The 24,909-nt window shown below is 37.6% G+C and carries 29 protein-coding genes and 1 other annotated feature; of the genes, 11 read left to right on the top strand and 18 right to left on the bottom strand.

Going from position 1 to position 24,909, the window contains the following annotated elements:
* The first annotated feature begins 4 nt into the window (after positions 1-4).
* Both HF969_RS05905 and HF969_RS05900 read left to right on the top strand, forming a co-directional pair.
* Entirely contained in the window at positions 5-1,408 is a 1,404-nt protein-coding gene (locus tag HF969_RS05905) for an HD domain-containing protein (RefSeq protein ID WP_090289754.1), read from the top strand.
* Between the two features lie 11 nt (positions 1,409-1,419).
* Positions 1,420-1,824 (top strand): bis(5'-nucleosyl)-tetraphosphatase, encoded by a 405-nt coding sequence (locus tag HF969_RS05900; RefSeq protein WP_090289755.1) that lies wholly within the window; start codon positions 1,420-1,422, stop codon positions 1,822-1,824.
* Positions 1,825-1,897: 73 nt separating this feature from the next.
* Here the strand turns inward: HF969_RS05900 and HF969_RS05895 are convergent, their stop codons facing one another.
* The 6 genes from HF969_RS05895 to HF969_RS09900 form a co-directional block, all read right to left on the bottom strand.
* Complete coding sequence (locus HF969_RS05895; protein WP_090289756.1) at positions 1,898-2,605, bottom strand: DUF3021 family protein; 708 nt, start codon at positions 2,603-2,605, stop codon at positions 1,898-1,900.
* A gap of 130 nt (positions 2,606-2,735) precedes the next feature.
* Positions 2,736-3,563: a MetQ/NlpA family ABC transporter substrate-binding protein gene (locus HF969_RS05890; protein ID WP_090289757.1), complete on the bottom strand. Its 828-nt coding sequence runs from the start codon at positions 3,561-3,563 to the stop codon at positions 2,736-2,738.
* Between the two features lie 15 nt (positions 3,564-3,578).
* Positions 3,579-4,217 (bottom strand): methionine ABC transporter permease, encoded by a 639-nt coding sequence (locus HF969_RS05885; protein ID WP_425431570.1) that lies wholly within the window; start codon positions 4,215-4,217, stop codon positions 3,579-3,581.
* Between the two features lie 98 nt (positions 4,218-4,315).
* On the bottom strand, positions 4,316-5,371 hold the full coding sequence (locus tag HF969_RS05880; protein WP_090289759.1) for a methionine ABC transporter ATP-binding protein: 1,056 nt from the start codon (positions 5,369-5,371) through the stop codon (positions 4,316-4,318).
* A 43-nt stretch (positions 5,372-5,414) separates the two neighbouring features.
* Positions 5,415-5,673: a binding site (T-box leader), on the bottom strand.
* A 170-nt stretch (positions 5,674-5,843) separates the two neighbouring features.
* On the bottom strand, positions 5,844-6,140 hold the full coding sequence (locus tag HF969_RS09905) for a nitroreductase family protein (RefSeq protein ID WP_245694819.1): 297 nt from the start codon (positions 6,138-6,140) through the stop codon (positions 5,844-5,846).
* 140 nt (positions 6,141-6,280) lie between these two features.
* Positions 6,281-6,505, bottom strand: coding sequence for a nitroreductase family protein (locus HF969_RS09900; RefSeq protein WP_245694820.1), 225 nt, complete (start codon positions 6,503-6,505; stop codon positions 6,281-6,283).
* Between the two features lie 186 nt (positions 6,506-6,691).
* On the opposite strand from HF969_RS09900, the gene HF969_RS05870 reads away from it, so the two are divergent.
* The 4 genes from HF969_RS05870 to HF969_RS05855 all read left to right on the top strand — a co-directional run bounded on the left by HF969_RS05870 (position 6,692) and on the right by HF969_RS05855 (position 10,241).
* Positions 6,692-7,813 (top strand): NAD(P)/FAD-dependent oxidoreductase, encoded by a 1,122-nt coding sequence (locus HF969_RS05870; protein WP_090289760.1) that lies wholly within the window; start codon positions 6,692-6,694, stop codon positions 7,811-7,813.
* 90 nt (positions 7,814-7,903) lie between these two features.
* Positions 7,904-8,281 (top strand): large conductance mechanosensitive channel protein MscL, encoded by a 378-nt coding sequence (mscL, locus tag HF969_RS05865; RefSeq protein WP_090289761.1) that lies wholly within the window; start codon positions 7,904-7,906, stop codon positions 8,279-8,281.
* 131 nt (positions 8,282-8,412) lie between these two features.
* Positions 8,413-9,525 (top strand): ABC transporter ATP-binding protein, encoded by a 1,113-nt coding sequence (locus tag HF969_RS05860; protein ID WP_090289762.1) that lies wholly within the window; start codon positions 8,413-8,415, stop codon positions 9,523-9,525.
* A gap of 35 nt (positions 9,526-9,560) precedes the next feature.
* Positions 9,561-10,241 (top strand): helix-turn-helix domain-containing protein, encoded by a 681-nt coding sequence (locus HF969_RS05855; protein WP_090289763.1) that lies wholly within the window; start codon positions 9,561-9,563, stop codon positions 10,239-10,241.
* 59 nt (positions 10,242-10,300) lie between these two features.
* Here HF969_RS05855 and HF969_RS05850 read toward each other — a convergent pair whose 3' ends face one another.
* From HF969_RS05850 to dnaX, 12 genes are all read right to left on the bottom strand, one after another.
* Positions 10,301-10,849, bottom strand: a complete 549-nt coding sequence (locus HF969_RS05850) for a DNA-3-methyladenine glycosylase I (protein WP_090289764.1) — start codon at positions 10,847-10,849, stop codon at positions 10,301-10,303.
* Between the two features lie 9 nt (positions 10,850-10,858).
* The gene (locus tag HF969_RS05845) at positions 10,859-11,878 is read right to left on the bottom strand and encodes a YdcF family protein (protein ID WP_090289765.1); all 1,020 of its coding nucleotides are present in this window, start codon (positions 11,876-11,878) and stop codon (positions 10,859-10,861) included.
* A 5-nt stretch (positions 11,879-11,883) separates the two neighbouring features.
* A complete protein-coding gene (rsmI, locus tag HF969_RS05840) occupies positions 11,884-12,771 on the bottom strand; it encodes a 16S rRNA (cytidine(1402)-2'-O)-methyltransferase (RefSeq protein WP_090289766.1) in 888 nt (295 codons plus the stop codon).
* Between the two features lie 32 nt (positions 12,772-12,803).
* Positions 12,804-13,142, bottom strand: coding sequence for a GIY-YIG nuclease family protein (locus HF969_RS05835; RefSeq protein WP_090289767.1), 339 nt, complete (start codon positions 13,140-13,142; stop codon positions 12,804-12,806).
* Positions 13,129-13,914 (bottom strand): tRNA1(Val) (adenine(37)-N6)-methyltransferase, encoded by a 786-nt coding sequence (locus HF969_RS05830; protein ID WP_090289768.1) that lies wholly within the window; start codon positions 13,912-13,914, stop codon positions 13,129-13,131. Before HF969_RS05830 ends, HF969_RS05835 begins: the two co-directional genes overlap by 14 nt.
* The gene (locus tag HF969_RS05825) at positions 13,915-14,286 is read right to left on the bottom strand and encodes an initiation control protein YabA (protein WP_090289769.1); all 372 of its coding nucleotides are present in this window, start codon (positions 14,284-14,286) and stop codon (positions 13,915-13,917) included.
* A 19-nt stretch (positions 14,287-14,305) separates the two neighbouring features.
* Positions 14,306-15,286, bottom strand: a complete 981-nt coding sequence (locus HF969_RS05820) for a hypothetical protein (RefSeq protein ID WP_090289770.1) — start codon at positions 15,284-15,286, stop codon at positions 14,306-14,308.
* A 27-nt stretch (positions 15,287-15,313) separates the two neighbouring features.
* Positions 15,314-15,643 carry a cyclic-di-AMP receptor gene (locus HF969_RS05815; protein WP_090289771.1) on the bottom strand — a complete coding sequence of 110 codons (330 nt, stop codon included), beginning with the start codon at positions 15,641-15,643 and terminating at the stop codon, positions 15,314-15,316.
* 21 nt (positions 15,644-15,664) lie between these two features.
* Positions 15,665-16,300, bottom strand: coding sequence for a dTMP kinase (gene tmk / locus HF969_RS05810; protein ID WP_090289772.1), 636 nt, complete (start codon positions 16,298-16,300; stop codon positions 15,665-15,667).
* A gap of 15 nt (positions 16,301-16,315) precedes the next feature.
* Positions 16,316-16,912 (bottom strand): recombination mediator RecR, encoded by a 597-nt coding sequence (gene recR / locus HF969_RS05805; protein ID WP_090289773.1) that lies wholly within the window; start codon positions 16,910-16,912, stop codon positions 16,316-16,318.
* A gap of 28 nt (positions 16,913-16,940) precedes the next feature.
* Entirely contained in the window at positions 16,941-17,246 is a 306-nt protein-coding gene (locus HF969_RS05800) for a YbaB/EbfC family nucleoid-associated protein (RefSeq protein ID WP_090289914.1), read from the bottom strand.
* A gap of 345 nt (positions 17,247-17,591) precedes the next feature.
* The gene (dnaX, locus tag HF969_RS05795; protein WP_090289774.1) at positions 17,592-19,667 is read right to left on the bottom strand and encodes a DNA polymerase III subunit gamma/tau; all 2,076 of its coding nucleotides are present in this window, start codon (positions 19,665-19,667) and stop codon (positions 17,592-17,594) included.
* Positions 19,668-19,832: 165 nt separating this feature from the next.
* Here dnaX and sufC point away from each other — a divergent pair, with 165 nt between their 5' ends.
* Genes sufC through sufB form a run of 5 tightly spaced genes read left to right on the top strand, consistent with a single transcriptional unit; the run spans position 19,833 to position 24,902 of the window.
* Positions 19,833-20,600, top strand: coding sequence for a Fe-S cluster assembly ATPase SufC (gene sufC, locus HF969_RS05790; RefSeq protein ID WP_090289775.1), 768 nt, complete (start codon positions 19,833-19,835; stop codon positions 20,598-20,600).
* A gap of 8 nt (positions 20,601-20,608) precedes the next feature.
* Positions 20,609-21,778, top strand: a complete 1,170-nt coding sequence (locus HF969_RS05785; RefSeq protein ID WP_090289776.1) for a SufB/SufD family protein — start codon at positions 20,609-20,611, stop codon at positions 21,776-21,778.
* Complete coding sequence (locus HF969_RS05780; RefSeq protein ID WP_090289777.1) at positions 21,771-23,009, top strand: SufS family cysteine desulfurase; 1,239 nt, start codon at positions 21,771-21,773, stop codon at positions 23,007-23,009. The genes HF969_RS05785 and HF969_RS05780 overlap by 8 nt, the downstream gene beginning before the upstream one ends.
* Positions 22,999-23,508 (top strand): Fe-S cluster assembly sulfur transfer protein SufU, encoded by a 510-nt coding sequence (gene sufU, locus HF969_RS05775; protein WP_090289778.1) that lies wholly within the window; start codon positions 22,999-23,001, stop codon positions 23,506-23,508. The genes HF969_RS05780 and sufU overlap by 11 nt, the downstream gene beginning before the upstream one ends.
* Complete coding sequence (sufB, locus tag HF969_RS05770; RefSeq protein ID WP_090289779.1) at positions 23,508-24,902, top strand: Fe-S cluster assembly protein SufB; 1,395 nt, start codon at positions 23,508-23,510, stop codon at positions 24,900-24,902. The genes sufU and sufB overlap by 1 nt, the downstream gene beginning before the upstream one ends.
* Positions 24,903-24,909: the final 7 nt, after the last annotated feature.

Here is a 24,909-nt window from a genome sequence, read left to right as displayed (position 1 = left end):
AAAATTGTCTGAGTTCCAAAATATAGTTGCCCGACAAAAACTTGAGCGCGAAAAAGTTTTTAGAGATCCCGTTCATGATTATATTCACATTCGGGACCGTATTATCATCGATCTAATCGATACACGAGAGTTCCAACGACTACGACGTATTAAACAGCTAGGTACCTCTTCCTACACCTTTCATGGGGCAGAACATTCACGTTTTAATCATTCATTGGGAGTTTATGAGATTACACGGCGTATTATTAGTCAGTTCGACCGTAATTACCGTTCAAAAGAAGAAGGAGATGGGCTATGGAATAATGAAGAACGTATGGTGGCTATTTGCGCTGCTCTTCTACATGATATTGGACATGGCCCCTTTTCTCACACCTTTGAGTCTATTTTTAATACTGATCATGAAGCTTTAACCCAACTAATTATTACCTCTAAGGAAACCGAAGTCAACCAAGTCCTTCGAAGACTAGGTGAAGATTTTCCTGAAAAAGTAGCGAGTGTTATAAATAAGACCTATCCTAACCAACAAGTTGTTCAACTTATCTCGAGCCAGATTGATGCCGATCGGATGGATTACTTACGCAGAGATGCTTTCTATGCAGGAGTTTCCTATGGTGAATTTGATTTAACGAGAATTTCCCGTGTGATTCGTCCTTTCAATCAGAGAATCGTTTTTGATTTTTCGGGTATGCACGCTGTCGAAGATTATATAATGAGCCGTTATCAAATGTATATGCAGGTCTATTTCCACCCTGTATCTAGAGGAATGGAACAAGTACTTAAAGGTCTTCTAGCTCGGGCTAAGGATTGCTATCTTGGTCGAGAACATTGTCAAAATATCAAGGCTCCTATCCATTTGTTAGAACCCTTTTTAAATAACAATTGGACACTCGGTGACTACCTAAAATTAGATGATCATATTATGAATGCTTATTTTATTCAATGGTCAGATGAAGAAGATCCGATCCTTGCTGATTTAGCCTATCGTTTTATTAATCGTAAACCATTTAAATCTATTATTACTAATGATGAAGAAAGAGAAGAGTTACGCACTGCTATCTTTAATGAATTGAGTGAATCTGGTTTTAATCCCAACTACTATATTAATGAAGATTCGAGTTTTGACCTTCCTTACGATTATTATCGCCCTTATCACTCCAGTCAGAAAGTACAAATTGATTTAGTCACTAAGACGAATCAGGTGGTTGAACTTTCTCAAGTTTCAAGTTTGGTTCATTCTCTAACTGGACAGGTTAGAGGTGATCATCGTATTTTCTTTCCCAAAGAAATTATTGCTGATCTATATACTATACCCCAAGAAAAACTAACTGAACGACAAAAGAAAATTTTGGATGCTTATACGAATGAACGCCACGATGTCACCCATAATATACAAGAACGACTATTCTAGAAAGGAAACTTATGAAAGAAGAAAAATCATGTGGAGCAGTAGTATACTACCCAAACGAAGACCAACCCCTTTTCCTCCTTATCCAGCATGAAAATGGCGGCCATTGGTCTTTTCCCAAAGGACATGTTGAAGAGGGAGAAATCGAGGAAGAAACTGCCCAACGAGAAATTAAAGAGGAAACCGGACTAGACGTTGTCTTAGACACTCATTTCAGACAGGTCACCCGCTTCTCACCTAAAGAAGGGGTAATGAAAAATGTAATCTACTTCATTGCTAGAGCGTTAACCGATAAAGTAGATCGTCAATTAGAAGAAGTTAAACAAATTATCTGGCTTCCTTATCAAGAGGCGCTTGAAAAAATTACGTATCCTAATGATCAAGATTTATTAATTAAAGCTAAAAAATTTCTTCAATAAAAATAGCCCAATAAAGATTAAAAACTCTAACTTAGTTTTTTTATCTTTATTGGGCTGTTGCTTTTATATATTTCTATACATTTTCTTCCTGATTATCTCTGTCATTGAAAGGAATACCATTTGTGTCTGATTCAGAATCTTCTTCTAACACTATATCGCCTTCTTGATCCGTATTTAAAACAACAACCTCTTTAGGCTCCTCAGATGGCTCAAGAATTTCATGAGACTCAGCTTCTGCCAAAACCATTGGCTCAATCGGTTCTGTATCTATCGGTTCTGCATCGAGGCTTTCATTGACATAGTCTTCGTTTTTGTAGACTTCTTGCGCTTCTTTTGCTGGATTTGAATGGAGGACTTCGCCAGTTCTTGGATCAAAATCAGCTCTTGGAGCAACTCTTTCAGTACGATCAACTTCCTTAATTGGTTGAGGATTTTGTCGTTTATTCACCAAATAGTGGTAACCAAAATAGGCAATTAAAGCCAAGACCGACAAAATGAGTATCCAAGCAAATACTTTATCCCATGCGACTTGCATCCAACCATTAAACAGAGACACTGCAATAATCGCTAATGCAGAAGCCCCAATATGACTGGCTAACTTTTGAGCAAAAGTTAATGACCTGACATAATAAATTAAAAACAATAACCCTAATACAATTCCTAAAACAACAATTGATAAGAAAGTATATACTTTAGGACCTCCTAAGCTTGTTAATAAACCATACGTTAGCAAGGTTGCTAATAACCCGTATTGTACAAATGACCCGGCACGCTTAAACATTGATTTTCCTCCTCTGACTCCATACTTATGAATCAATTATAACATATTTCAAATTATAAACCGGCTAAGAGGTTCGTATTTTGATAAAAAATTTGAAAATCATTGCTTTTATTTGTGCGTCAAATTTAGATTACCAAGCAGGTAAATCAGAACCTTTAGAAATTTCAGCTAATTTTTTGCTGGTTTGCTCGCTTTGATAAAGTTCTACAATTTTTAAATACAAAGGATTTTTACTATCTTCTGCTCGACTAGCAATTATATTTTTATAAGAATCAGGTAACTTTTCAATGTCTTCTGCATCGTTAAAAATCACCTTGTCCTCTTCTAAACCTGCGTCATTAGCAAAATTATTATTAATCACGGCTGCAGCTACATCAGGTAATGATGGTACCAACTGAGCAGCATCTAATTCTTCAAAGATTAACTTTAATTCATTTTCAGTGATATCGCTCACTTCTGGCAGAACTCCCGCTTCATCATCGACTTCTATAATGCCTGCTTGTTCAAGAGCTAAGAGAGCACGCCCTCCATTCGTTGCATCATTTGGAATGGCAATCTTATCTCCTTCTTTTAATTGATCCAATGAGGTAATTTTTTCAGAATAAACTTTCAAAGGAGCAACATAAGTATAACCGATTGACACTAAATCCCCTTTGTTTTCTTGATTCCATTCATTAAGAAATTCAACGTGTTGAAAGGCGTTTAAATCGATGGAACCGTCCGAAAGTGAAATGTTTGGTTGCACGTAATCACTAAATAAGACGAGTTTAATTTTAATTCCTTCTTCTTCTGTTGCTCGATCGGCTACAGACTTCCAAACCTCTTCTTCATATTCAGAGGCAACGCCAATTGAAACCGTTTGACCTGAAAAATCCTCTTTATCTTCTGCAAAAACACTTATTGATGACAAACTACCGAATACCACAGTTGCTAATAATACTTTAATAAATTTTTTCATTGTTATTTCCCCTTTTTATTTATTATTTTTATGTTTTTCTGCCTTTTTAATTAACCAAGTGAATAATAGCTGACTGACAAGAACAATTAATAAAATCAATAGAGTTGCGACAATTACAACATCAAAACGACTTCTTTGGTAACCTCGAGCAATTGCTACAGTCCCTAAACCGCCTCCTGCGACCACCCCTGCCATTGCAGTTAAGCCGATCACGTTAATAACAGTTGAAGCGGAAACTCTAAGTAGAGAGCCTAGCCCTTCACGAATGTAAACGCGCCTAATAATATCCCAAGGGGAAGACCCCATAGCCTGAGCAGCTTCTACAATGCCTTCATCTACTTCTAATAAGGCAATCTCTACCTGTCGAGCAAAGAAAGGGATTGTACCTACAATGATTGGAACTGCAGCAGCTGTAGGACCAATAGATGTATTAACTACCATACGGGTGAAGGGAACCAGTAAAGCTAGTAGTATGATAAATGGAATGGAGCGAAAAATATTGATAAGACTATCTAAAATTTGATACACCCATCGATTAGACAAAATACCTTTAGGTCCAGTTACAACAACAAGGATGCCTACCAATAAACCGATTATGCCAGCAAAGAGGATTGTCAAAGCTAGCATGTATAAGGTTTCTAATGTAGCGATCATAAACTCATCGACAATCGGCCAAGCATTAGGTAACCACTCTTCTAGTTGATGAGATACGTTCGGAAATTGCTCATTTATATATTGATAAACATTGCTTTCTAATCCATCCATTTAGCATCCTCCCCAGCCGTTAAAATTTCCACATTCACTTCATGCTTTTCTAAAAAGCTTAAGGCTCTTGTCCAATTAGCTTCTTCAGCTTGTATGGTTACTAAAAGATTCCCCACAAAAGAGCCACGTAAGGCCTCGATATTCCCATACAAAATATTACAGTGAACTTGATAATCTTTTGCTAGTTGTGCAATAAAAGGTTCGGTCACTTCTTGACCCACAAAAGAAAAACGTGCTATTTTATAGTCTTTTAGTGCATTGGCTTCCTGCATTTTTTTTAACACTAATTCATAATCCCAATCAAAGTGCGTCGCCATATTAATAAATTCTTGCGTTAAGGTTTTCTGCGGTTGAGTAAATATTTTCAAAATGCTATTTTCTTCAATAACTTGTCCCTGGGCCATTACAGCTACTCTATGACAGAGGTTCTTAACAACATTCATGTCATGAGTAATCATGATAATAGTTAGCTGTAACTCCTCATTCAATTGGCGCAAAAGATTGAGTATAGACTGTGTGGTCTTCGGATCGAGAGCGGAAGTCGCCTCATCACATAAAAGGATAGTGGGATCGGTTGCGAGCGCTCTAGCAATCGCTACTCTTTGTTTTTGTCCGCCTGATAACTGGTCCGGATATACTTGTGCCTTATCTTTAATTCCTACTTTATCTAGTAATTCATAGACTTTGGTCTCTTTATCAGCAGACGATAATTTTGTACCTTTAAGTGGGAAAGCAACATTTTCGGCAACTGTTCTTGAATTCATTAAATTGAAATGCTGAAAAATCATCCCTATCTTTTTTCGCGCCTTTCTTAAATCTGGGGCTGACAATTGCGTCAAATCTATCCCATTAATAATCACTTCTCCAACCGAAGGGCGTTGCAGAAGATTAATTGTTCTCACTAGGGTGGATTTACCAGCCCCCGAGTAACCGACAATTCCAAAAATTTCACCCGCTTGTATTTGTAAGTTTACATCTGAGACCGCTCGGACCATACGATCTTCCTTTTCAAAAGTCACAGACACATTTTTTAATTCAATCAATTTTTCACTCCCTTATCCTGAAACACAAAAAAACTCTCATCCTATAAAGGACGAGAGTGAAAACTTCGTGGTACCACCTTAATTTGTAGCCATATTACTAAGGCTACCTCTGCCAGTACGCAAGTGAATAACACTTGTTATACTGAGGCGAATTAACGGTTGCATCCGTTTATCCTTAATGCTCTGCATTCGGGATAACCACTCAGTGGCCATTTTCAATCGATTTCTATTGCCCGCTTTCACCTTACACAAGCTCTCTTTGAAATAGTCCTACGATTTACTTTCCACATCAACGTGTTTCATTTGATTTATTAGAGACATTCTAATCAAAACAATTAGATATGTCAACCGCATTTTATCAATTCCTATGATGTTTTTTAAAGAATAGCTCGCTTTCTATTAAAAAACGCGCTCAATCTCAATAAGGAAAGTGATTACTCCTATTATTATTGAAAAGATTTTTAATCAATCTTTAATAATCCATATCCTCTTCGAACATCACGTCAAATCCTTGCTTACTAACAACTTGCATTAATTGTGCTCTTTTTTTACCGGCAATAATTTTTGGCTTCTCTTGGTTAGTAAAACTATCGACTCTTTGGTTTGCCTCTCTTGTATCATAGTAGTGGGTCATCTCTTGGTCATATTCAACCAACATTTGAAGATAATCTCGATTTGAGCGATAATGGTTTTCAGACAATTTGAATTCAATAGGTATTCTTAGCTTTAGCTGAGGTTGATCGTCAGGATAGCCATAGCCGATCCCCATTAAGGGGGAAGTTAATTAGGGTAAAGCAAATCACTCTGTGTCCCTCGCTGGATCATTTAAAATTGAGCCAAAGCAAACAGTCCCTCATCCTAAAGACTCCGCAGCAATCACTAAACGCTGTGCTTGAATATAAAGGTTAGCTATTCCTTGAAAAAGTAACCCATTGATCCGTCATTTTCACCGCGGTAGCCCTTTGATCTTGCGATCTCAGCATTTTGGTACCCATCCACAAGAAAAATTAAGAGTTTAGGTACTTTTGCAAGGTAAGCTTGGTCAGCAACTTTTACCAACTCTTCTCTTATAGTAGGAGTGGTAATCCGAATGACCAAAATCGGACTGTAATCCATTAGAAGTGGGACTCGCATTCATCGTTTCCATTAACTTTTGTCGGATACTTAGTTCAAAAGGCCAATCTTGATAAATTCGAATACTGCGGTGATTTTGAATGCACTTTAGCATTTGATCCATATTCAGGACTCCTTTTTGATTTACTGAAATTAATTTAACACTATTGAACTCTATTTCTAATTACGAAAGGAAGTTTGATAATTATGAAAAATCACGTACCTTATATAATCGTTGGCGGTGGTATTGTCGGTTCAACGGCTGCCTATTACCTTTCTCGTTCTGGTCATCCGGTTATTCTCTTTGATAAGCAGGTGGGGCAAGCCAGTCGAGCAGCAGCTGGTATTATTTGTCCTTGGTTTTCCAAGCGAAGAAATAAAAAATGGTATTATCTTGTTTCAAAAGGGGCTGAATTTTATCGTCAATTTATGAATGATCTAACAGCAGATGGTTATGATACTTCGAATCTTTTCCAAGAAACTGGTACGATCATTTTACGTAAAAATTCTAAAGACTTACAAAAAGATCTTGAAAATGCACTATTGAAACAAGAAGCGTCCCCTTCAATCGGAATCGTATCCAGTTTAACAAGCGAAGCGATTAAAGAAAAATTCCCCTTAATTGATAGCCCGTGGCCTGGATCTTTCATTTCAGGAGGCGGTCGAGTAAATGGACAAGCTTTAGTAGACTTACTTCATAAAGCCATTCAACATAAAGGTGGTAAAGTTATAAAGGAGGCCGTTCAACTCTATCAAGAAAAAGAAAACTTCCAATTAAAAACACCTAAAGGGTATTATACCTCAGATCAGATTCTATTAGCAGCTGGACCAGCAGTAAAAGATCTTACCCGATCAATAGGACTCGACTGTGACTTACATCCTCAAAAAGGCCAGCTCCTTTCACTTTTTCATCAACAGTGGATGAATAATAATTGGCCAGGCATAATGTCTCCGGGTGGTATTGACATTCTTCCTTTTAGAAATGGAGAACTTATGATTGGTGCTAGCCATGAAGATGATAAAGGGAGTGATCTAAGAATTGATCCGTTGGTTATTAAAGAGCTCAAAGAAAAAGCCCTGCAGATATTGCCAGACACTTTTAATTACCCCCTTCATCAAATCAAAGTGGGCACACGAGCTTTTACCACAAGTGGCGACGTTTTAATTGGTCCTGTACCCAACAACTCTAAACTATGGACCATCTCAGGCCTAGGCTCTTCTGGTCTTACTAGCGGACCCTACTTAGCCTATCAGTGGTATCGCAAAGTTGTTGACGGGAATTGGGAAATTCCCGATAACCTGATTTCTAGTCACAGCCTCATTCATTAAATTTTTCATTCTAACAAAGGGATAACAATTGATTTATTTCGATTTCATGGTATTCTTAAGATATAAAAAAGATGTTGGAGGAATTAATTCATGTGGAAAGAATTTAAAGGCTTTATTGCAAATGATAATGTTGTAACCATGGCTACTGGTATTATTTTAGGCTCTGCATTTACGGCAATTGTTACTTCCTTAGTGGATAATATTTTCATGCCTCTTATTGTGGCGCTAACTGGCCAAGCTGATGTATCGGGGCTTGCTTTCAAAATTGGCAGTGCAGAAATTGGCTATGGATCATTTATTCAAGCAATTATCAATTTCATTTTAATTGGAGGCTTCTTATTCCTAACGCTTAAGGCATTAGAAAAGGCACAAAACAAAAAGATTATTTCTCCAGATGAAGAACCAGCAGGCCCTTCAGAAGTTGAGTTATTACAAGAAATTTTAACTGAGTTAAAAATGAATAAATAATTTTTTAACGGATAGTTAAAAAGAGAAGCTACACTTCTCTTTTTTTTTATCTTTTATTGTGCACATTGCCTATCGTATAATTTATAAAATTCAGTTAAGCTAGATTTATCAAGTAAGAAAGAAGGATTAAAATGGTTGAAATTAATTTAAAGTCGATTAACAAACGTTATGAAGGAGCTAAAAACAACTCAGTAACGGATTTTAATTTGAATGTTGCTGACCAAGAATTCATCGTGTTCGTTGGTCCTTCTGGATGTGGCAAGTCAACTACTTTAAGAATGATCGCGGGCCTAGAAGAAATTACCGAAGGCGAATTAATCATTGATGGTAAACTAATGAATGATGTAGCTCCCAAAGATCGTAATATTGCTATGGTTTTCCAGAATTATGCCCTATATCCTCATATGACTGTATATGACAATATGGCATTTGGCTTGAAGTTACGTAAATATAATAAGACTGAAATTGCACAACGCGTTAATCATGCTGCAGAATTACTTGGACTTACTGAATTCTTAAACCGTAAACCAGCAGCCCTTTCTGGTGGTCAAAGACAAAGAGTAGCTTTAGGCCGGGCAATTGTGCGTGATGCTAAGGTCTTTTTAATGGACGAACCGTTATCTAATCTCGATGCCAAATTGAGAGTCCAAATGCGTGCTGAAATTGCTAAATTACATCAAAAACTCAAAACAACAACTATTTATGTCACCCACGACCAAACAGAAGCAATGACCATGGCTAGTCGGATTGTTATTATGAAAGATGGCTATATTCAACAAATTGGCACACCACAAGAAGTTTATAATAAACCGAACAATGTTTTTGTAGCTAGTTTCATCGGATCACCTGCCATGAACTTCTTTTCAGTGACATTTGAAGAAGGAAGTCTAACAAATGAACAAGGCATTAATTTGAAACTAACCCCTTATCATGAGCAATTATTGTTAGAAAAAGGTTATTTAGGTAAAGAAGTCATCCTCGGTATTCGTCCTGAAGATATTCATGCTGAGTCAAGAATCATCGAAGATTCCCAGAATGCTCTAATCAAAGCTAAAATTACCGTCGCTGAGTTATTAGGATCTGAATCCATGCTTTATTTAACAATCGGATCTGACGAATTTATTGCTAAAGTAGATGCGCAAGAAGTGTACACCCCCGGTGAATCCATTGAACTTGCCTTCGATATGGACAAAATTCACTTCTTTGACAAAGAAAGTGAACATGTTATTCGCTTAATTAACTAATCTTTTCAAACTGCTTATTTAGAGGGAGGCCGGCAATGCGAAATGATAGATATATTCAAATACCTGATTCTATCCTTCAATTAAACGTTTCTGTACAAGAGAGTTACTGTTTATTCCATATCTGCTTTGATAAATTACAAGCAGATTTTGATCAAGCCTTGTGGTTGTCGACTCTCAAATCAAGCAGTCAAGAGATCATTGATTATATCAAACTGAATTCAGATCATTATATTTATGTTATTCATAATTCCTTCTGGATGAATCAAGGCCACGAGATAATGGAGGGTGTTCTAACAACCCTCAATGACGACTTTGGTCAATCTGTCTTTGTTATCACAGGATCTCTATTTACTAGGGTCGAGATGATTGAAGACCAAATTTATTTCGATCTATCTTTAATCCAAAAAAAACATTACCTTCTTCAACAAAATACCATTAATCGGATAAGCAGTTTACTCTTACAAGAGGTTGGAAAGAATTTGCAAGAAAGTTCACTCGCGAACTTTTCTCACTATTCCCAAACCATCCCGGATGAACAAGATCGCACCTTAATTCGGCAACTCTTTCAAAATGGAGGCAATATCAGTAAAACGGCCCAAGACTTATATCTTCATCGTAATACTCTTAATTATCGTCTGAATCGATTAAGCGAAGCAAGTGGACTCAACTTACACCTAATGTCGGACTTAACGCTCTTGTATCTCTTCATTTGTTAAATTTATACCAATAAATAATACCCCCTAAATACTCTAATAAGTAATTAGGGGGTATTATCCTACCGAAATGAACAATCATAGTCATGATCATTAACAACTCCGATAGCTTGTAGATACGAATAAATTGTCACTGAACCCACATATTTAAAGCCGTATTCTTTTAAGGCTTTGGCGACTCGATCACTTAATTCAGTAGAAGTGTCAGATGCTTCTTGATTCTTTGGTTTTAAAATAACTTCTCCTTCAGTAAAGTGCCAAATAAAGCGGTCAAAACTCCCATAATCTTCTTGAATTTTCAAGAAGGCTTGTGCGTTCGTTACTGTTGCTTCGATCTTACCACGATGTCGGATGATTTTCGAATCATCTAATAAAGCTTCGATCTTATTTTCTTGATAGTGTGCGATCTTACAATAATCAAATTGATCAAAAGCCAATTCAAATGCGTGTTCTTTAGATAAGACTAATTGCCATGATAACCCAACATGAAAACTCTCAAGAATCAACCATTTAAAAAGTTGCAAATCATCATGCTCCGGTTTCCCCCATATCTCATCATGATAACGAAGATAATAATCGGGCTTATTAGTTACCCATTGACATCTTTTCATGTTGACCTCCTATTGAAAAATCAAGAGAACTTGACGAATTCCATGAATTAACAAGGCAATCATAAAAAAATAGTTTAATTCTTTGGTTAATACAAAGAAAGCAAGATATTCTCTTAGAATGGCAAAAAAACCATGTCCAAATTGAGTTCTTACCCCGATGATTCGCAAGTTGTAACCAAATCGCCAAGCATAAAAATAAGTCCTTAAAAGATGAAAATAGCTTGTGATGATGAGTGTTTTTTTATGATCTGGAAAACGATTTTTTAATAGAGACTGAATATTCATGAGATTTTCACGTGTAGAGCGTGCCTGATCTTCTATTGTTATACAGTGATGGTCGATACCATTAGCAATTAAATATTTTGCCATTTTTTCAGCTTCTGAAACAACATTTTCTCGGCTATTACCTCCACTAACAATAACGTGTAACTTTTGACCATTTCTTTTCGCCTGTTTAAACAGCTTGAGTGCTTTATTTAGACGATAGATCAAGGTTTCACTTATTTCTCCATCTGTCGTCAGTTGAGCGCCGAGAACGAGCAAAATATCTTTTGAGCGAACATTAAATCTGAATAAAAGTAAAAAAAGATTAAGAATGATAAAGAGAAATAAATTAATGATCAAATACATAGCTACTAGGGTATAGATGGCCAAAAAACGAGTCATATAATAATTTTTTTGAATAACCACCCAAGCTGTGAAAATAACAATCCCAATAAAAGTTATGGAAATAGTTAAATTAAAAAAAATCCGCATCCCCGAAAGCGAGCGATCATCTTCTATGCGGCTTAACATGAGATAGGCCAACAATAATAGGAAAAAAGGAATCAGAAGTGCGATACCTGAACTCAATATATATAATAAATAGCGGATGAGCGAGAAGGGATACCAATGTGATTCATTAATTATCACCAAAATAGCTGTTAATAAGGAAAAATAAATTAAAGCTATCAAAGAAACTTTGCGCCATTTCATAATGGCAACAAGAATAGATGAAGAAATTAAAAAAAGAGACAGAAAATACAACAAACAATTCAGTCCTTTCTGTCGAGATTTAAGTCATGATAAGCTGCATAAACTTCTTGTTTTTTTACTTGCATAGCTTGAGCAACTTTCTTGATCGCCCTTTTAGCTGAGATTTCTTCTTCATCCATCAGGGCAAGAACTTGGTCTTTATAACTCAAGTCCGAATTCTCCTGCGTTTTGGAATGGCTTACTAAACGACTAGGTCGCAAAAGAAGCACACACTCCCCTTTTAAAGCATTTTTTTCAAAGTAATCGATTAACTCCTGACATGAACCTCTCAGATATTCTTCAAATTTTTTACTAATTTCGCGTGCAATCACAATATTTGTCTCAGGTCCTAGGACCCGATCAATTTGTTGAATAGACTGTTTCAAGCGATAAGGGGACTCATAAAAAATTGCCGTTTCTTCACGTTTTCCAATCATATTTAATAACTGCACTTGTTCCGTTTTATTTCTTGGGAAGAAGCCATAATAGGTAAAGGTGTTCGCCGGCAAACCCGAGGCTACTAAGGCAGTAGTTGCTGCATTGGCTCCGGGTAGACTGACTACTGGTAAAGAAATAGCTAGTAAGGCTTGTACGAGCGGATGTCCTGGATCATTAATTAAGGGCATACCCGCATCAGAAACTAAAGCAATAGAATGCCCCACATGAATATAATCAGCCCATTTCTCTACTTCTGCTTGACTCGAGTGTTCATGGAAAGACATCATTCGCGTTTTTATAGCATAATGCTTTAATAAAACACCTGTTTTTCGAGTGTCTTCAGCTAAGATTAAATCTACTTCTTGCAGAATTCTAACCGCTCGGAAAGTCATATCTTCCAAATTACCAATTGGAGTTGGGACTAAGTACAAGCAAGGTCCTTCTGTTTGATAACTCTTTTGAATATTCAAAACGCTCACACTCCCTTCCCTTGGTTATTCCTTTAAATATTACAAAATAGATACTGACTAAAATCCACTATTACATAATCTTTACTATTAATAAGATGGACGCCGTTTTTAGCTAAATAATACTCTTTTTGAGAACGATTTAATTTCTTAAAGTGATACTCTGCGGACATAGCCAATGATTTATTAGACCATTTTTCAGCGTAGATCAGATTTAATGGTCGTCTTTTTCTTACACGTGTGTATTTTGCTCCTTTACCAGCATTATGCGCTTTTAATCGATGATTAAGATTGGTGGTAAAACCTCCATAAAGGGTGTGGTCTTGACAATATAAAACATAAAAATAGTAACCCTCTTCTTCAATGATTTCCATAATAAATCTCCTGCATTAAGGGCGTATAAGATCCATCGTCTTGATGAACGATAATCGCTGGCTCTACCCGAACACCTTGTCTTCCGCCTTGAGCAATCGCTTCAATCAATACACTATTGGCATTTTCTCCTTTTTTAGGATGGACAAAGCAAAGACGTTTAATGGCAAAACGATGTTCTAATAAGCTCATCATTAAATCATCTAAACGATTCGGTCGATATACAATAAACAATTTGCCTTTTTGTTTAAGTAATTGACTTGCTTTTTTTACCCATTGATCTAATGTTAAATGAATCTCATGACGGGCTATCGCATGGTAAGGATTAGAATGTAATTCAGCCGCTTCATTGCGTGTAAAATAGGGTGGATTACATGTAATAACATCCAAAAATTGATTAGTCACTTTTAACTGGCGTAGATCACCTTGAATAATTTCAATTTGGTCCTCTAAGCGATTTAATTGAACAGATCGTTTCGCCATATCTGCAATTTCCGCTTGGATCTCAATCGCTTGAATCTTGACTTTAGTTCGATGAGATAGTAGTAAGGGGATAATCCCCCCTCCCGTACAAAAATCCATTATTTTTAATTGAGACCGCTGATTAAATGTGGCAAAACTTGCAAGTAAAACTGCATCAACAGAAAAAGGAAAGAATTTGGAATTTTGAATAATATAACGGTTTTCTCGGACAAGAAAATCGACTCGTTCTCCATCTTTTAGTAATTTCATCTGTTCAGGGCTTAGTTTTGGCATCGTGTTTACTTGCTTCATTTATTGTTCACCTAACGAGTCAATAATATCTTGACAGAAAATACACTCTTCATTGGTTTCACGTTTGCTTCCGAAGTAATGATGACAGATGTGGATCCCATCATTGTAGAATGTTTGAAGACGGGCCTGTCCACTCTGACGGTTTTTTAAAGTCTGTTCAGGCTGGCTTATTGTTTGGCTATCCTGGTCTTCTTTATCTTTTAAAGAATTGAGTTCCATCTGTTCAACTGCTTGATATTGCTGCATTCTCAAACGATTGTTTTCATTAGTTAAACGTGTTACTTCTTCGGACAAGGTGTTAACCGTTTCGAACAATTGATTCAGCTCTTGGTTAACTTGCTTAAGAAGTTCTTCAATTTTTATATCAGACATGGTAACACCTCTCTTTTCATTAATCCCATTGACACATCAAAATAGCCAAGCGCTCATAGGCTAATTGAGGTGTAACATTGGATATAAGCAACTTTTTACTGTCCATCAAAGCTTGATTAATTTGATGATATCGTGTTTGAGACGCTTGATAAACATTCTTTTCTTTGAAATTATTGACTCTACTTTTTAAGCTACCCAGTTCCTCATCTCTAGGTCGATACCGACTCAAAAGAAGTTGAGCATTTAACCAATTCAAATAATCTAAGCCATCTTGACCTTGGTTAAAGCTAAGATAGGGCTTTAAATGCTGTTGAATAGTAACAAAAGCAAGGGGATCTCCTTTTAATAATAAATAATAAAAATATTCTAAAGCTTTTAGCCAAGCTTCAAAAGCCTCTGCCTCATAATCAGCGATTAAATGATCTAAACGATTAACGGATAATTTTAACATAACTTGAGCATGCTGATCACGAATGCCTTCTTGCCGCATTTGGTCTATGCGAGAATGATCATTATTTTCCTCTAAAGTAACTTCTTGCACTCTCGATTGAATAGTCGGCAGTAATTGCTCAGCTTGTTGACTAAATAAAAAGATGTAAACGTTGGACCTTGGCTCTTCTAAAAAGAGTAAAAGAGCATTGGCAGCTGCAGGCCCCATCAAATCTGCTTGTTCTATGGTGGCTACTTTAAAATCAGCTTCAATAGGACTTGTACCTAACCATTCTTTTAATTCGCGGATCTGATCCACCTTAATACTGCGACCATCAGGTTCAATTGTCATATGATCAGCAAATTGCCCTTTGTTGATTCTTTGACAATCCACACAATTTAAACAAGCCCCTCCTTCTGCATCGCAATGCTGACAAACTAGGGCTTGAACAATTGATTGAACTAAGTCTTTTTTGGCTTGGGCTAATTCGCCCGTAAATAAATAAGCGTGAGCGAGTCGCTTATGTTGTATTAACTGATTAAAATGCTTTTTGGCAGCTTCTAACCGCATAGACTCCCTCTTTCAACTTCTTAAATTTTAAAAATGGAAGAAACTTTCAATTGGTAAAACAAAGACAATTGCTCCACCCACTTCGACTTTTAATGGATAAGTATTCGACACTTCTAAGTTCATATCCAGATGAATCGGAGTTGAAATATATTGTTCGCGCGATTGACAAGAAGCTTTAATGACTTCTAATACTTCCTCCACTCGCTCATCCTCTACTCCTACTAAAAAGGTGGTGTTACCTGAACGTAAGAAACCTCCAGTTGACGATAACTTAGTTGCTCGTACATCATTTTCTAAAAAAGCTTTCCCCAAACCCTGTTGGTCTTGATCTTGCACAATTGCTACTAATAATTTCATAGTGATCCTCCTAACATTTTTTTAATTAATCATACCATGTTCTTTTAAACTTTCGAAGCACTCATTGCTTACTTGCTCAATACTTTGACTCCCATCAATGACTACAATATTTTCCCATTCAGGAATTAAATCCAAATACGTTTGTCGAACTTTCTGATGGAAGGCCAACGCTTCTCGATCGAGCCGATCATATTGTCGGCTATGACGAGCTTTTTCAATCCGCTCTAAACCTATTTCAGCAGGCACATCAATCAAAATGGTCAAATCCGGTAAATGATCTTCAATGGCAAATTGATTAATCTGCCAAACTGCCTCAATGCCTATCTTTCTTGCGACTCCTTGATAGGCTAATGAAGACATAACAAACCGATCACTGATCACTAAGCGTCCTGCTTGGACGTTGGGTAAAATAGTCTCTGTCAAGTGTTGCCGACGACTTGCGGCATAGAGCAAAGCTTCTGTTCGATAGTCCATCGCAGTATTATCTACATCCAGGATAAGTTCGCGTATTTGCTCTGCAATCGGACTTCCACCTGGCTCTCTCGTATAGACTGGTTGGATGCCTTCGTTTTCTAGCATTTTCCCTAAGGCTTTTATGATTGAGGTTTTCCCCGATCCATCGGGGCCTTCAATCGCAATAAACTTCCCTTTTGACATCTGATACTCCTTTTTTTATAACTCCCGTCGCCCTTCAATTGCACGAAAAAGAGTCATTTCATCTGCATATTCAATATCGGATCCTACCGATAAACCATGAGCTAGACGTGTCACTTTGATGCCTGCTGGCTTAATCAATCGTGATAAGTAAATGGCTGTTGCTTCTCCTTCAGCAGTTGCATTAGTAGCTACAATCACTTCTTTCACTTCTTCATTTTGTAATCTTTTAATTAGCGAAGCGATATTCAAATCTTCAGGGCCAGTCCCTTCCATTGGTGACAAAACGCCTTGCAGAACATGGTAGCAACCATGATACTCTTGCATTTTTTCCATAGACATCACATCTCTGCTGTCTTCGACCACTAAGATAGTGGACTGATCTCTGCCCTTGTCACTACAAATCATACATGGATCCGTGTCAGTTATGTTTCCACATACTGAACAATACTTTAAATCCCGTTTAGCATTAATTAAAGCTTGAGCAAAGTAAGAGACATCTGCTTCCGGCATTTCTAAAACATAAAAAGCCAAACGAGCGGCGGTTTTAGACCCAATGCCAGGTAGTTTTGAAAAACTATTAATTAATTTTGCGATGGGTGAAGGATAATCCATTCCGACCTCCTCCTTTCTTTCCTATATACTAGAAAGGCAAGTTTAGCCCTTTTGTGAATTGTCCCATTTGGTCTTGTGTAGTCTGTTCCACTTCTTGAATGGCTTCATTAACGGTCGCTAAGACTAAATCTTGTAACATTTCAATATCTTCAGGGTCTACTAGCTCGGGCTTTAAAGTTAGTTCTTTGATTTCTTTTTTACCGTTCATTACCACTTTAACAAGTTGTTGTGCATCTTCGACCACAAATTCTTTGGCTTCTAACTCTTTTTGTGTCTTTTCCATTTCTTTCTGCATTTTCTGAACTTGTTTCATCATATTTCCCATATTTGGCATCATAAGTTTGCTTCCTCTCACACTTTTGTAAATGATTTTAAATACCCTTTAGTATTTATCATTCTTATGACTCAATTATAGCATACTCCATCGGCTTCTTTCGAGAACAAAAAGATCTCTTATACTAATAGAATTATTTGTTAATATTACTTCACTTTTTCATCTTTTTCATAAATAAACAAATTACATCAAAACTTTATAGTAACAAAAGAATCTGAACAACAAACTGTTGGTCGGATTCTTTTGTTATCAAAATATATAAAATTACCTTCAATCTCCTGTTAAAAACTATCCCTTTTAAATAAAAAGATCTTAATAACTGTAATAAAGACCTATCACTGAATTTTAACGATCCGGATAGATTGTAATGTTTTCTTCACCAAAAATTTCAATCGCCTTACTCACAGCAAGATTTTCTTCCTCACTTGTGTTTTCCATTTCAAAGAAACCGATTTGACCCTCAGCAGGTTGAATCCTTGGCCTATCCTCTTCTTCCGTTTCTGAAGCTTTGAGCTGACTGCGCTCGAATAGAGCAGCGACATCTTCAACCGGTTCAGGCAACTGTGCTTCAATCATATCCAACTCTTCATTGTCAGAACTTGCCTGATCAATTGCTTTCATTGGGTTAGCTTTGTCTTGTGAATTCGAAGGAACATTAGCATTATCTGGATTTTCGTTCGTTGAGAAATCATCTTCCGCATGCTCAATAAGGTTACTATTAACTGGTGAAAGCTCTCTTTCTTGTCTCTTGAGAAGTTTTTCAGGTAATTCAATCGGTTTCTTTCCATTGCGTTCAAATAAAACCTTATAATCGCTTCGAATCCTCGACCAGTCGCCTTGCCACAAATAGGTTAAACGCATTGACTGACCTAAGCGCTGACTACTGATATTATTAATTTGATCAATTAAATTATCATCATGTTGGACGATAGCACATAGGACTTTGTCTTCAAATGAGATTAAACCGCAATGAGGACCAGCTGCTATTGGTTTAGTATTATTTAAACGAACTCTTTGGTTGGGCGCTAATTCTGCTAAAATCGCTTCCCATTCTTTTTTTAGCTGACTAACATCTGATCTAGTTGCTTGATTTAGAACATTATAAATCTCATGTAAATCGATTAAATAATCTTTTTGAGCAAAATCAGGCTTTTTGCGTGGAATTAATTCGGTATCTTTATTGACCGGTTGACTTGTAATATTTTTGTCACTACTTATGTCTTTTACTAGCTTAGAAAGTAAGTCTTTTTGCTTTTCTAGCTCCTCTTGTAAAAATTTTATCTGAGCTTCCATGTGTCCGATTGAGTCATGATCCAATTGATCACTTTTATCATCCCCATCATCGCCTTGATCCAGTTGTGATAATTGCACCGTCATCACTTCTAAATAAACTTCTGGTTGAGTTGAAAAACGCATTTTATTCTGCGCTTGATTTAAGAAGTCAATTAAACGATAAAAGAATTCAACCTCAATTTCTTCCTTCAAAGGCTGTAATTCCTCATCCGTTAAAAGGGTTTGATTCTTAGCAGAGAAGAAACTCAAAAGAACATCACGCGCAAACAAAATAAGTTCCTCAATAAAGCGTCCGGCTTGTTTTCCTTTTTGTAATTGGTCTTTTAAAATTGATAAAGCTTCTTCTGTATTGGAATTAGCAAGCGCTTGAATATATTCAACATATACTGCTTGAGCAAAAGAACCGGATACTAAAAGAGCTGTCTCGACCTCTAAATGCTCTTGTCCATAAGAAAGAGCTTGATCGAGCAAACTTAATGCATCGCGCATACCGCCATTAGCCGCTCGAGCAATGATTTTTAAGGCTTCGAGGTCATAAGTCAGCTGATCATGATCTAATATATACTGCATTCTAGCAATCAAATCAGCATCTTTAATCCGATGAAAGTCAAATCTTTGCGTTCTTGATAGTATCGTCGCTGGAATTTTATGAGGTTCGGTCGTTGCTAAAATGAAAATTACGTTAGCTGGTGGTTCTTCTAATGTTTTTAGAAGCGCGTTGAATGCGCCTGTCGTTAACATATGAACTTCATCAATAATATATACCTTGTTTTTAGCACGGGTAGGGGCATAACGGACACGATCTCTTAATTCACGAATCTCATCAACTCCATTATTCGATGCCGCATCAATTTCAATGACATCACTAATCTCTCCTGAAGAGATGCCTTCACAAATAGAGCATTCATTACAAGGATTTCCATCCGTTGAATTGGGACAATTGACCGCTTTTGCAAGTATCTTAGCAACAGAAGTTTTACCCGTTCCTCTTGGACCTGAAAAGAGATAGGCGTGGCTTAATTGTTTTTTAGCAATCGCATTCCTCAAAGTTTGCGCGATCATTTCTTGTCCAACTAATTCGTCAAAAGATTGTGGTCGCCAAACCCGGTATAATGCCTGATAACTCATTATTCATTGCCTCCTCCATTTAGTAAACTTATTATATCGAAATTGTTGCTCTTTGGCGAATCCTTTTGTGTGATCATCCACTTATTAACTTTAAAAATGAAGATTATAATCTTCACAATTTATGGTAGAATAAAGCTTGTGAAAATGATTAGAAGGAGCGAGGATATGTCAACACTAGAAATCAAAAACCTGCATGTAGAAATTGAAGGGAAAGAAATCTTAAAAGGTGTTAATTTAAGTATTAATAGCAATGAAGTTCATGCCATTATGGGACCCAATGGGACAGGTAAATCCACCCTCTCACAAGCTATCATGGGCCATCCCGACTATACCGTAACACAAGGTCAAGTTCTCCTAGACGGGGTTGATCTCTTAGAGATGGAAGTGGATGAGCGTGCCAGAGCGGGTCTTTTTATGGCGGTTCAATACCCAAGTGAAATTTCAGGCGTTACCAATGCTACCCTCATGCGTGAAGCCATCAACTCACGGCGTGAAGAAGATGATCAAATGCCAATTTTTGAATTTCTTGATAAATTAGATGAGAAAATGGCTCTTCTAGATATGTCCGAAGAAATGGTTGAACGCTATGTTAACGAAGGATTTTCAGGAGGCGAGAAAAAGCGCAATGAAATTCTCCAAATGTTAATGATTGAGCCGCAATTTGCTTTATTAGATGAAATTGACTCTGGACTAGATATTGATGCTCTCCAAGTGGTTTCAAAAGGAATTAATTCATTACGCGGTGAAAACTTTGGGGCCTTAATTATTACCCATTATCAACGTCTTTTAAATTATGTTCATCCTGACTTTGTTCATATCATGATGGATGGACGCGTGGTCAAATCGGGTGGTCCTGAACTTGCCTTAGAACTTGAAGCCAAGGGGTATAAAGAAATCGCCCAAGAAAACGGCATCGAATTAAATGAAGAGTAGGTGAAAAGATGACCCAACAATTATTCACTCCCACTGTTAGTTGGCTCAAGAATATCTTTGACCAAAGTCAACAAACGATTGAACAATTAAAGCTTCCTGAAATTGAAAGAGCTAAAATTGAATCATGGCCACTTTTCATTGAGTCTAACTTTATTCCTTCAAGTATTGATACAAGACTTACTTCTCATTCAGACATTATCGTTGCTGATTGGCAGACAGCTCAAACTGACCATGAGCAGCTCTTAAAAAAGTATTTGTTTCAAGCCATTCCTGCTAATCAAGATAAAATTTCTGCCTATCAACTGGCGCATTTAAATAATGGGACGTTAATCTATGTACCGGATAATTACCAGAGTGACGAAGTATTTGAATGGGAACAAAATTTTGATCACGGAGCCCATCAATACTTACTGCTTGTCGTCGGTAAAAATAGCCGGTTCACCTTCTTTGAAAAATTAAAGCAATCCCATATTGCAGACCACAGTCAAAGCTACACAGTTGAGATTGTTTTAGAAGATGGAGCTAATCTGCATTACATGGCTATCGACCAAACAAAAACAAACCAAGCAAGTTATATCCGCCGGCATGCTTTAGCTAAAGACCACGCGCATATTCAATGGTCCATTGGATCATTTAACGATGGTGCGACTATCGTCGACTTAGCTTCTATTCTTAAAGGCCAAGGTTCACAAGCTCACTTATCAGAAGTAGCAATTTCTAATCAAAACTTTAAACAAATCCTCGATTCTAAAATCAGCAATTATGGTCACCATTCAATCGGTCATATTAATCAAAGAGGTGTAGCGCTTGATCAAGCGGTACTGACGATGAACGGGATAGGAAAGATTTTCAAAAATGCCAAAAACGCGGATGCCCAACAAGAAAACCGTTTATTGATGCTATCTGACCAAGCGCGTGGAGATGCCAACCCGATTCTTTTAATTGATGAATTTGAAGTTACAGCCGGTCATGCTGCCTCCGTCTCTAAAGTAGATGACAACCAACTCTGGTATTTAATGACCCGTGGAATAAACCGATCTAAAGCAGAATATCTAGTTATTCGTGGTTTTTTAATGAAGACACTTAACCAAATAAAAGATCCAGCTAGAAGACAATTGATGATTGATGCACTCGACCAAAAACTCAAAAGTATAAGTACAGGTGATTCCCTTGACTAATCGCGATCTATTGAACTTACGTCATGAGTTTCCGATTTTAGACCAAGTGGTTAATGACGAGCCTCTTATCTATTTTGATAATGCTGCCACCTCTCAAACTCCTCAATCAGTAATTGATGCGATGGTTGCTTTTTACCATCAGGATCATGCAAATGTTCACCGCGGTGTCCATACCCTCAGTGAACGGGCTACCCAAGCTTACGAAAACGGCCGCGAAGAAATCGCTCGCTTTGTTGGGGCTGAATCCAGTGCATGTATTTCATTCAGCTCAGGAACGACTGACAGTATCAACAAAATAGCCCGCGGACTGATTGAACCCCGTCTAAAACATTCCGACATAATCTTAACCACTCGTTTAGAACATCATTCCAATTTGGTCCCTTGGCAAGAAGTTTGTAAACGCACGGGAGCTCAGCTAAAATTTATGGACCTTAACCAAGACTTCCAAGTCGATTTGAAGTCCTTAGCTACCAAGTATGATCATCAACCGATCAAAGCCATTGTAATCCAACACTTCTCTAATGTGCTCGGAGTTGAGCAGCCAATTCAATCTTTAAGTCAGTGGGCCCACCAACAAGGTGCGCTACTAATTGTCGATGGTGCTCAAGCAAGTCCTCATACGCGTTTACACTTAAATGATTGGCAAGTAGATGCTTACGCCTTCTCTAGCCATAAAATGTATGGTCCGATGGGATTGGGTATTACTTACTTAGCAAAAGAACATCATGATACATGCTTACCCGTTAATTTTGGGGGCGAAATGATTCACTTAGTAGAAGATCAATATGCTAATTATAAGCAAGCCCCATGGAAATTTGAGGCCGGCACACAAGCAATTGCTCAAGTTATTGGTCTAACACAAGCTATTCGCTGGATCGAATCAATCGGTTTTGACAACATTCAATCTCAAGAACAATTGCTAGGTAGAAGACTCTATCATGGTTTGAAAGAATTAGATGACATTATCCTCTATACACCAGAATCGGCAATGAGTCACGGCATTATCTCTTTTAATATCCAAGGTGTCCACCCTCACGATGCAGCGACCGGCTTTGATCAGTTAGGAATTGCTGTTAGAGCAGGACACCACTGCGCTCAGCCCTTAATGCGTTTGTTAGAAACACCCGCTACTTTAAGAGCCAGCCTAATGGTTTATAATACAGTTGAAGAAGTGGATCGTTTTATTCAAGCGACCAAAGAAATAAAGGAGTTTTTTACTTATGGCACTTAGTCGTTTAGACCAACTATACCGCTCGATTGTCCTTGACCACTCTGCAAATCCGCATCACAGAGGGCATCTCGATCACCCCACCCACCAAATGCAATTACTTAATCCGACTTGCGGAGATGCGATTACTGTGGATATGGTCGTTAAAGATAATCGAATTGAACAAATAGCTTTCAATGGAGAAGGCTGCACTATTTCCATTTCATCAGCCAGTATGATGACCGATTTGATGGTTGGCAAAACTGTCGAAGAAGCCATCCAACTCGTCCATGACTTTAATCAATTGGTTGGTGGAACCATCAGCGAGGATGAAGAAGAAAAAAGCGAAGAAGAACTCCGCAAACAGTTAAAAGACGCGGCTATTCTAGCAGGCGTCAAAAAATTCCCCGCTCGTTATAAATGTGCCATTCTTTCTTGGCGAGCAGTAGAATATGGACTCGACCAGTCTCGCAATGAACAACTGCTCCACCAAGACGGCATAGAAAGAAAGGAAGAAGAATAATGTCAGAAGTTCCTGTATTAGGTGAATACGAATACGGTTTTAAAGACGATGCTAAAATCCTCTTTTCGACTGGAAAAGGACTTAATGAGCAAGTCATCCGTACGATTTCAAAAGAAAAAAATGAACCCGAGTGGATGCTTGACTTCCGGTTAAAAGCTTATGAAACTTTCCGCAATAAAAAAGTCTCTACCTGGGGCGTTGATTTATCTGATTTAAATTTCGATGATTATATCTACTATCTAAAAGCAACTGAACAACCGGTTCGCTCTTGGGATGATGTGCCCGATAAAATCAAAGAAACCTTTGACCGTCTAGGCGTTCCAGAAGCCGAACGCGCTTTCTTGGCAGGAACAAGTGTACAGTATGAATCAGAAACGGTTTATTCACGGATGAAAGATGAAGTCGATAAACTGGGTATTATTTTTACTGATACTGACTCTGCCTTGAAAGATCACCCTGAGTTGTTTCGAGAGCACTTTGCCTCAGTGATTCATCCAAATGAAAACTTTCAAACAGCTTTAAATTCTGCCTGTTGGAGTGGTGGATCTTTTATCTATATTCCTAAAGGCGTTAAAGTTGATATGCCGCTCCAAGCCTATTTCCGTTTAAACAATTCGAGTGTGGCACAATTTGAACGCACCTTAATTATTGTGGATGAAGGGGCGAGCGTGCATTATGTGGAAGGCTGTACTGCTCCTACTTATTCCGCTACTTCGATGCATACTGGGGTAGTAGAAATCGTAGTTAAGAAAAATGCTACTTGCCGGTATACGACCATCCAAAACTGGTCCAACAACGTTTATAACTTAGTTACCCAACGGGGAACTGTTGCAGAAGGTGGCACCTTGGAATGGGTAGACGGCAACTTAGGATCTTATAAAACGATGAAGTACCCTTCCTGTCGCTTAAATGGCGAGGGGGCTAGAGGAACTGTCTTGTCCATTGCTTTTGCCGGCGAGGGACAGCACCAACATTCAGGAGCTAAGATTTATCACAATGCTCCTAATACTTCCTCAACCATTGTTTCCAAATCGATTGCTAAAGATGGTGGAAATGTGGATTATATGGGGCAATTATACTTTGGACCTGAAGCTGATGGGGCTAAATCCCACGTAGAGTGTGACACCATTATCATGGATGACAAATCTAAATCAGATACCATTCCTTTTAATGAAGTCCATAATTCTAATGTCTCATTAGAACATGAAGCGAAAGTGTCTCGTATTTCTGAAGAACAACTCTTCTACTTAATGAGTCGCGGTATTAGTGAAGAAAAAGCAACTGAAATGATTATCATGGGCTTTGTTGAACCCTTTGCCAAGGAATTGCCATTGGAGTATGCTGTTGAGCTTAACCGCTTGATCGCTTACGAAATGGAAGGCAGTGTTGGGTAATCTCAAT

Origin of the sequence: Facklamia miroungae, from assembly GCF_012396555.1 — a bacterium.
GTDB lineage: Bacteria > Bacillota > Bacilli > Lactobacillales > Aerococcaceae > Facklamia > Facklamia miroungae.
Note: the sequence above shows the minus strand (reverse complement) of the source record. Positions and strands in the feature narration are given on the sequence as shown.

Bases quoted from the DNA above. Each gene is read 5' to 3' on its own strand.
- HF969_RS05900 (WP_090289755.1), top strand. From the start codon at position 1,420: ATGAAAGAAGAAAAATCATGTGGAGCAGTAGTATACTACCCAAACGAA.
- HF969_RS05895 (WP_090289756.1), bottom strand. From the start codon at position 2,605: ATGTTTAAGCGTGCCGGGTCATTTGTACAATACGGGTTATTAGCAACC.
- HF969_RS05890 (WP_090289757.1), bottom strand. From the start codon at position 3,563: ATGAAAAAATTTATTAAAGTATTATTAGCAACTGTGGTATTCGGTAGT.
- HF969_RS05885 (WP_425431570.1), bottom strand. From the start codon at position 4,217: ATGATCGCTACATTAGAAACCTTATACATGCTAGCTTTGACAATCCTC.
- HF969_RS09905 (WP_245694819.1), bottom strand. From the start codon at position 6,140: ATGGGGATCGGCTATGGCTATCCTGACGATCAACCTCAGCTAAAGCTA.
- HF969_RS09900 (WP_245694820.1), bottom strand. From the start codon at position 6,505: ATGCGAGTCCCACTTCTAATGGATTACAGTCCGATTTTGGTCATTCGG.
- HF969_RS05870 (WP_090289760.1), top strand. From the start codon at position 6,692: ATGAAAAATCACGTACCTTATATAATCGTTGGCGGTGGTATTGTCGGT.
- mscL (WP_090289761.1), top strand. From the start codon at position 7,904: ATGTGGAAAGAATTTAAAGGCTTTATTGCAAATGATAATGTTGTAACC.
- HF969_RS05860 (WP_090289762.1), top strand. From the start codon at position 8,413: ATGGTTGAAATTAATTTAAAGTCGATTAACAAACGTTATGAAGGAGCT.
- HF969_RS05855 (WP_090289763.1), top strand. From the start codon at position 9,561: ATGCGAAATGATAGATATATTCAAATACCTGATTCTATCCTTCAATTA.
- HF969_RS05850 (WP_090289764.1), bottom strand. From the start codon at position 10,849: ATGAAAAGATGTCAATGGGTAACTAATAAGCCCGATTATTATCTTCGT.
- HF969_RS05835 (WP_090289767.1), bottom strand. From the start codon at position 13,142: ATGGAAATCATTGAAGAAGAGGGTTACTATTTTTATGTTTTATATTGT.
- HF969_RS05830 (WP_090289768.1), bottom strand. From the start codon at position 13,914: ATGAAGCAAGTAAACACGATGCCAAAACTAAGCCCTGAACAGATGAAA.
- HF969_RS05825 (WP_090289769.1), bottom strand. From the start codon at position 14,286: ATGTCTGATATAAAAATTGAAGAACTTCTTAAGCAAGTTAACCAAGAG.
- HF969_RS05820 (WP_090289770.1), bottom strand. From the start codon at position 15,286: ATGCGGTTAGAAGCTGCCAAAAAGCATTTTAATCAGTTAATACAACAT.
- HF969_RS05815 (WP_090289771.1), bottom strand. From the start codon at position 15,643: ATGAAATTATTAGTAGCAATTGTGCAAGATCAAGACCAACAGGGTTTG.
- tmk (WP_090289772.1), bottom strand. From the start codon at position 16,300: ATGTCAAAAGGGAAGTTTATTGCGATTGAAGGCCCCGATGGATCGGGG.
- recR (WP_090289773.1), bottom strand. From the start codon at position 16,912: ATGGATTATCCTTCACCCATCGCAAAATTAATTAATAGTTTTTCAAAA.
- HF969_RS05800 (WP_090289914.1), bottom strand. From the start codon at position 17,246: ATGCCAAATATGGGAAATATGATGAAACAAGTTCAGAAAATGCAGAAA.
- dnaX (WP_090289774.1), bottom strand. From the start codon at position 19,667: ATGAGTTATCAGGCATTATACCGGGTTTGGCGACCACAATCTTTTGAC.
- sufC (WP_090289775.1), top strand. From the start codon at position 19,833: ATGTCAACACTAGAAATCAAAAACCTGCATGTAGAAATTGAAGGGAAA.
- HF969_RS05785 (WP_090289776.1), top strand. From the start codon at position 20,609: ATGACCCAACAATTATTCACTCCCACTGTTAGTTGGCTCAAGAATATC.
- sufU (WP_090289778.1), top strand. From the start codon at position 22,999: ATGGCACTTAGTCGTTTAGACCAACTATACCGCTCGATTGTCCTTGAC.
- sufB (WP_090289779.1), top strand. From the start codon at position 23,508: ATGTCAGAAGTTCCTGTATTAGGTGAATACGAATACGGTTTTAAAGAC.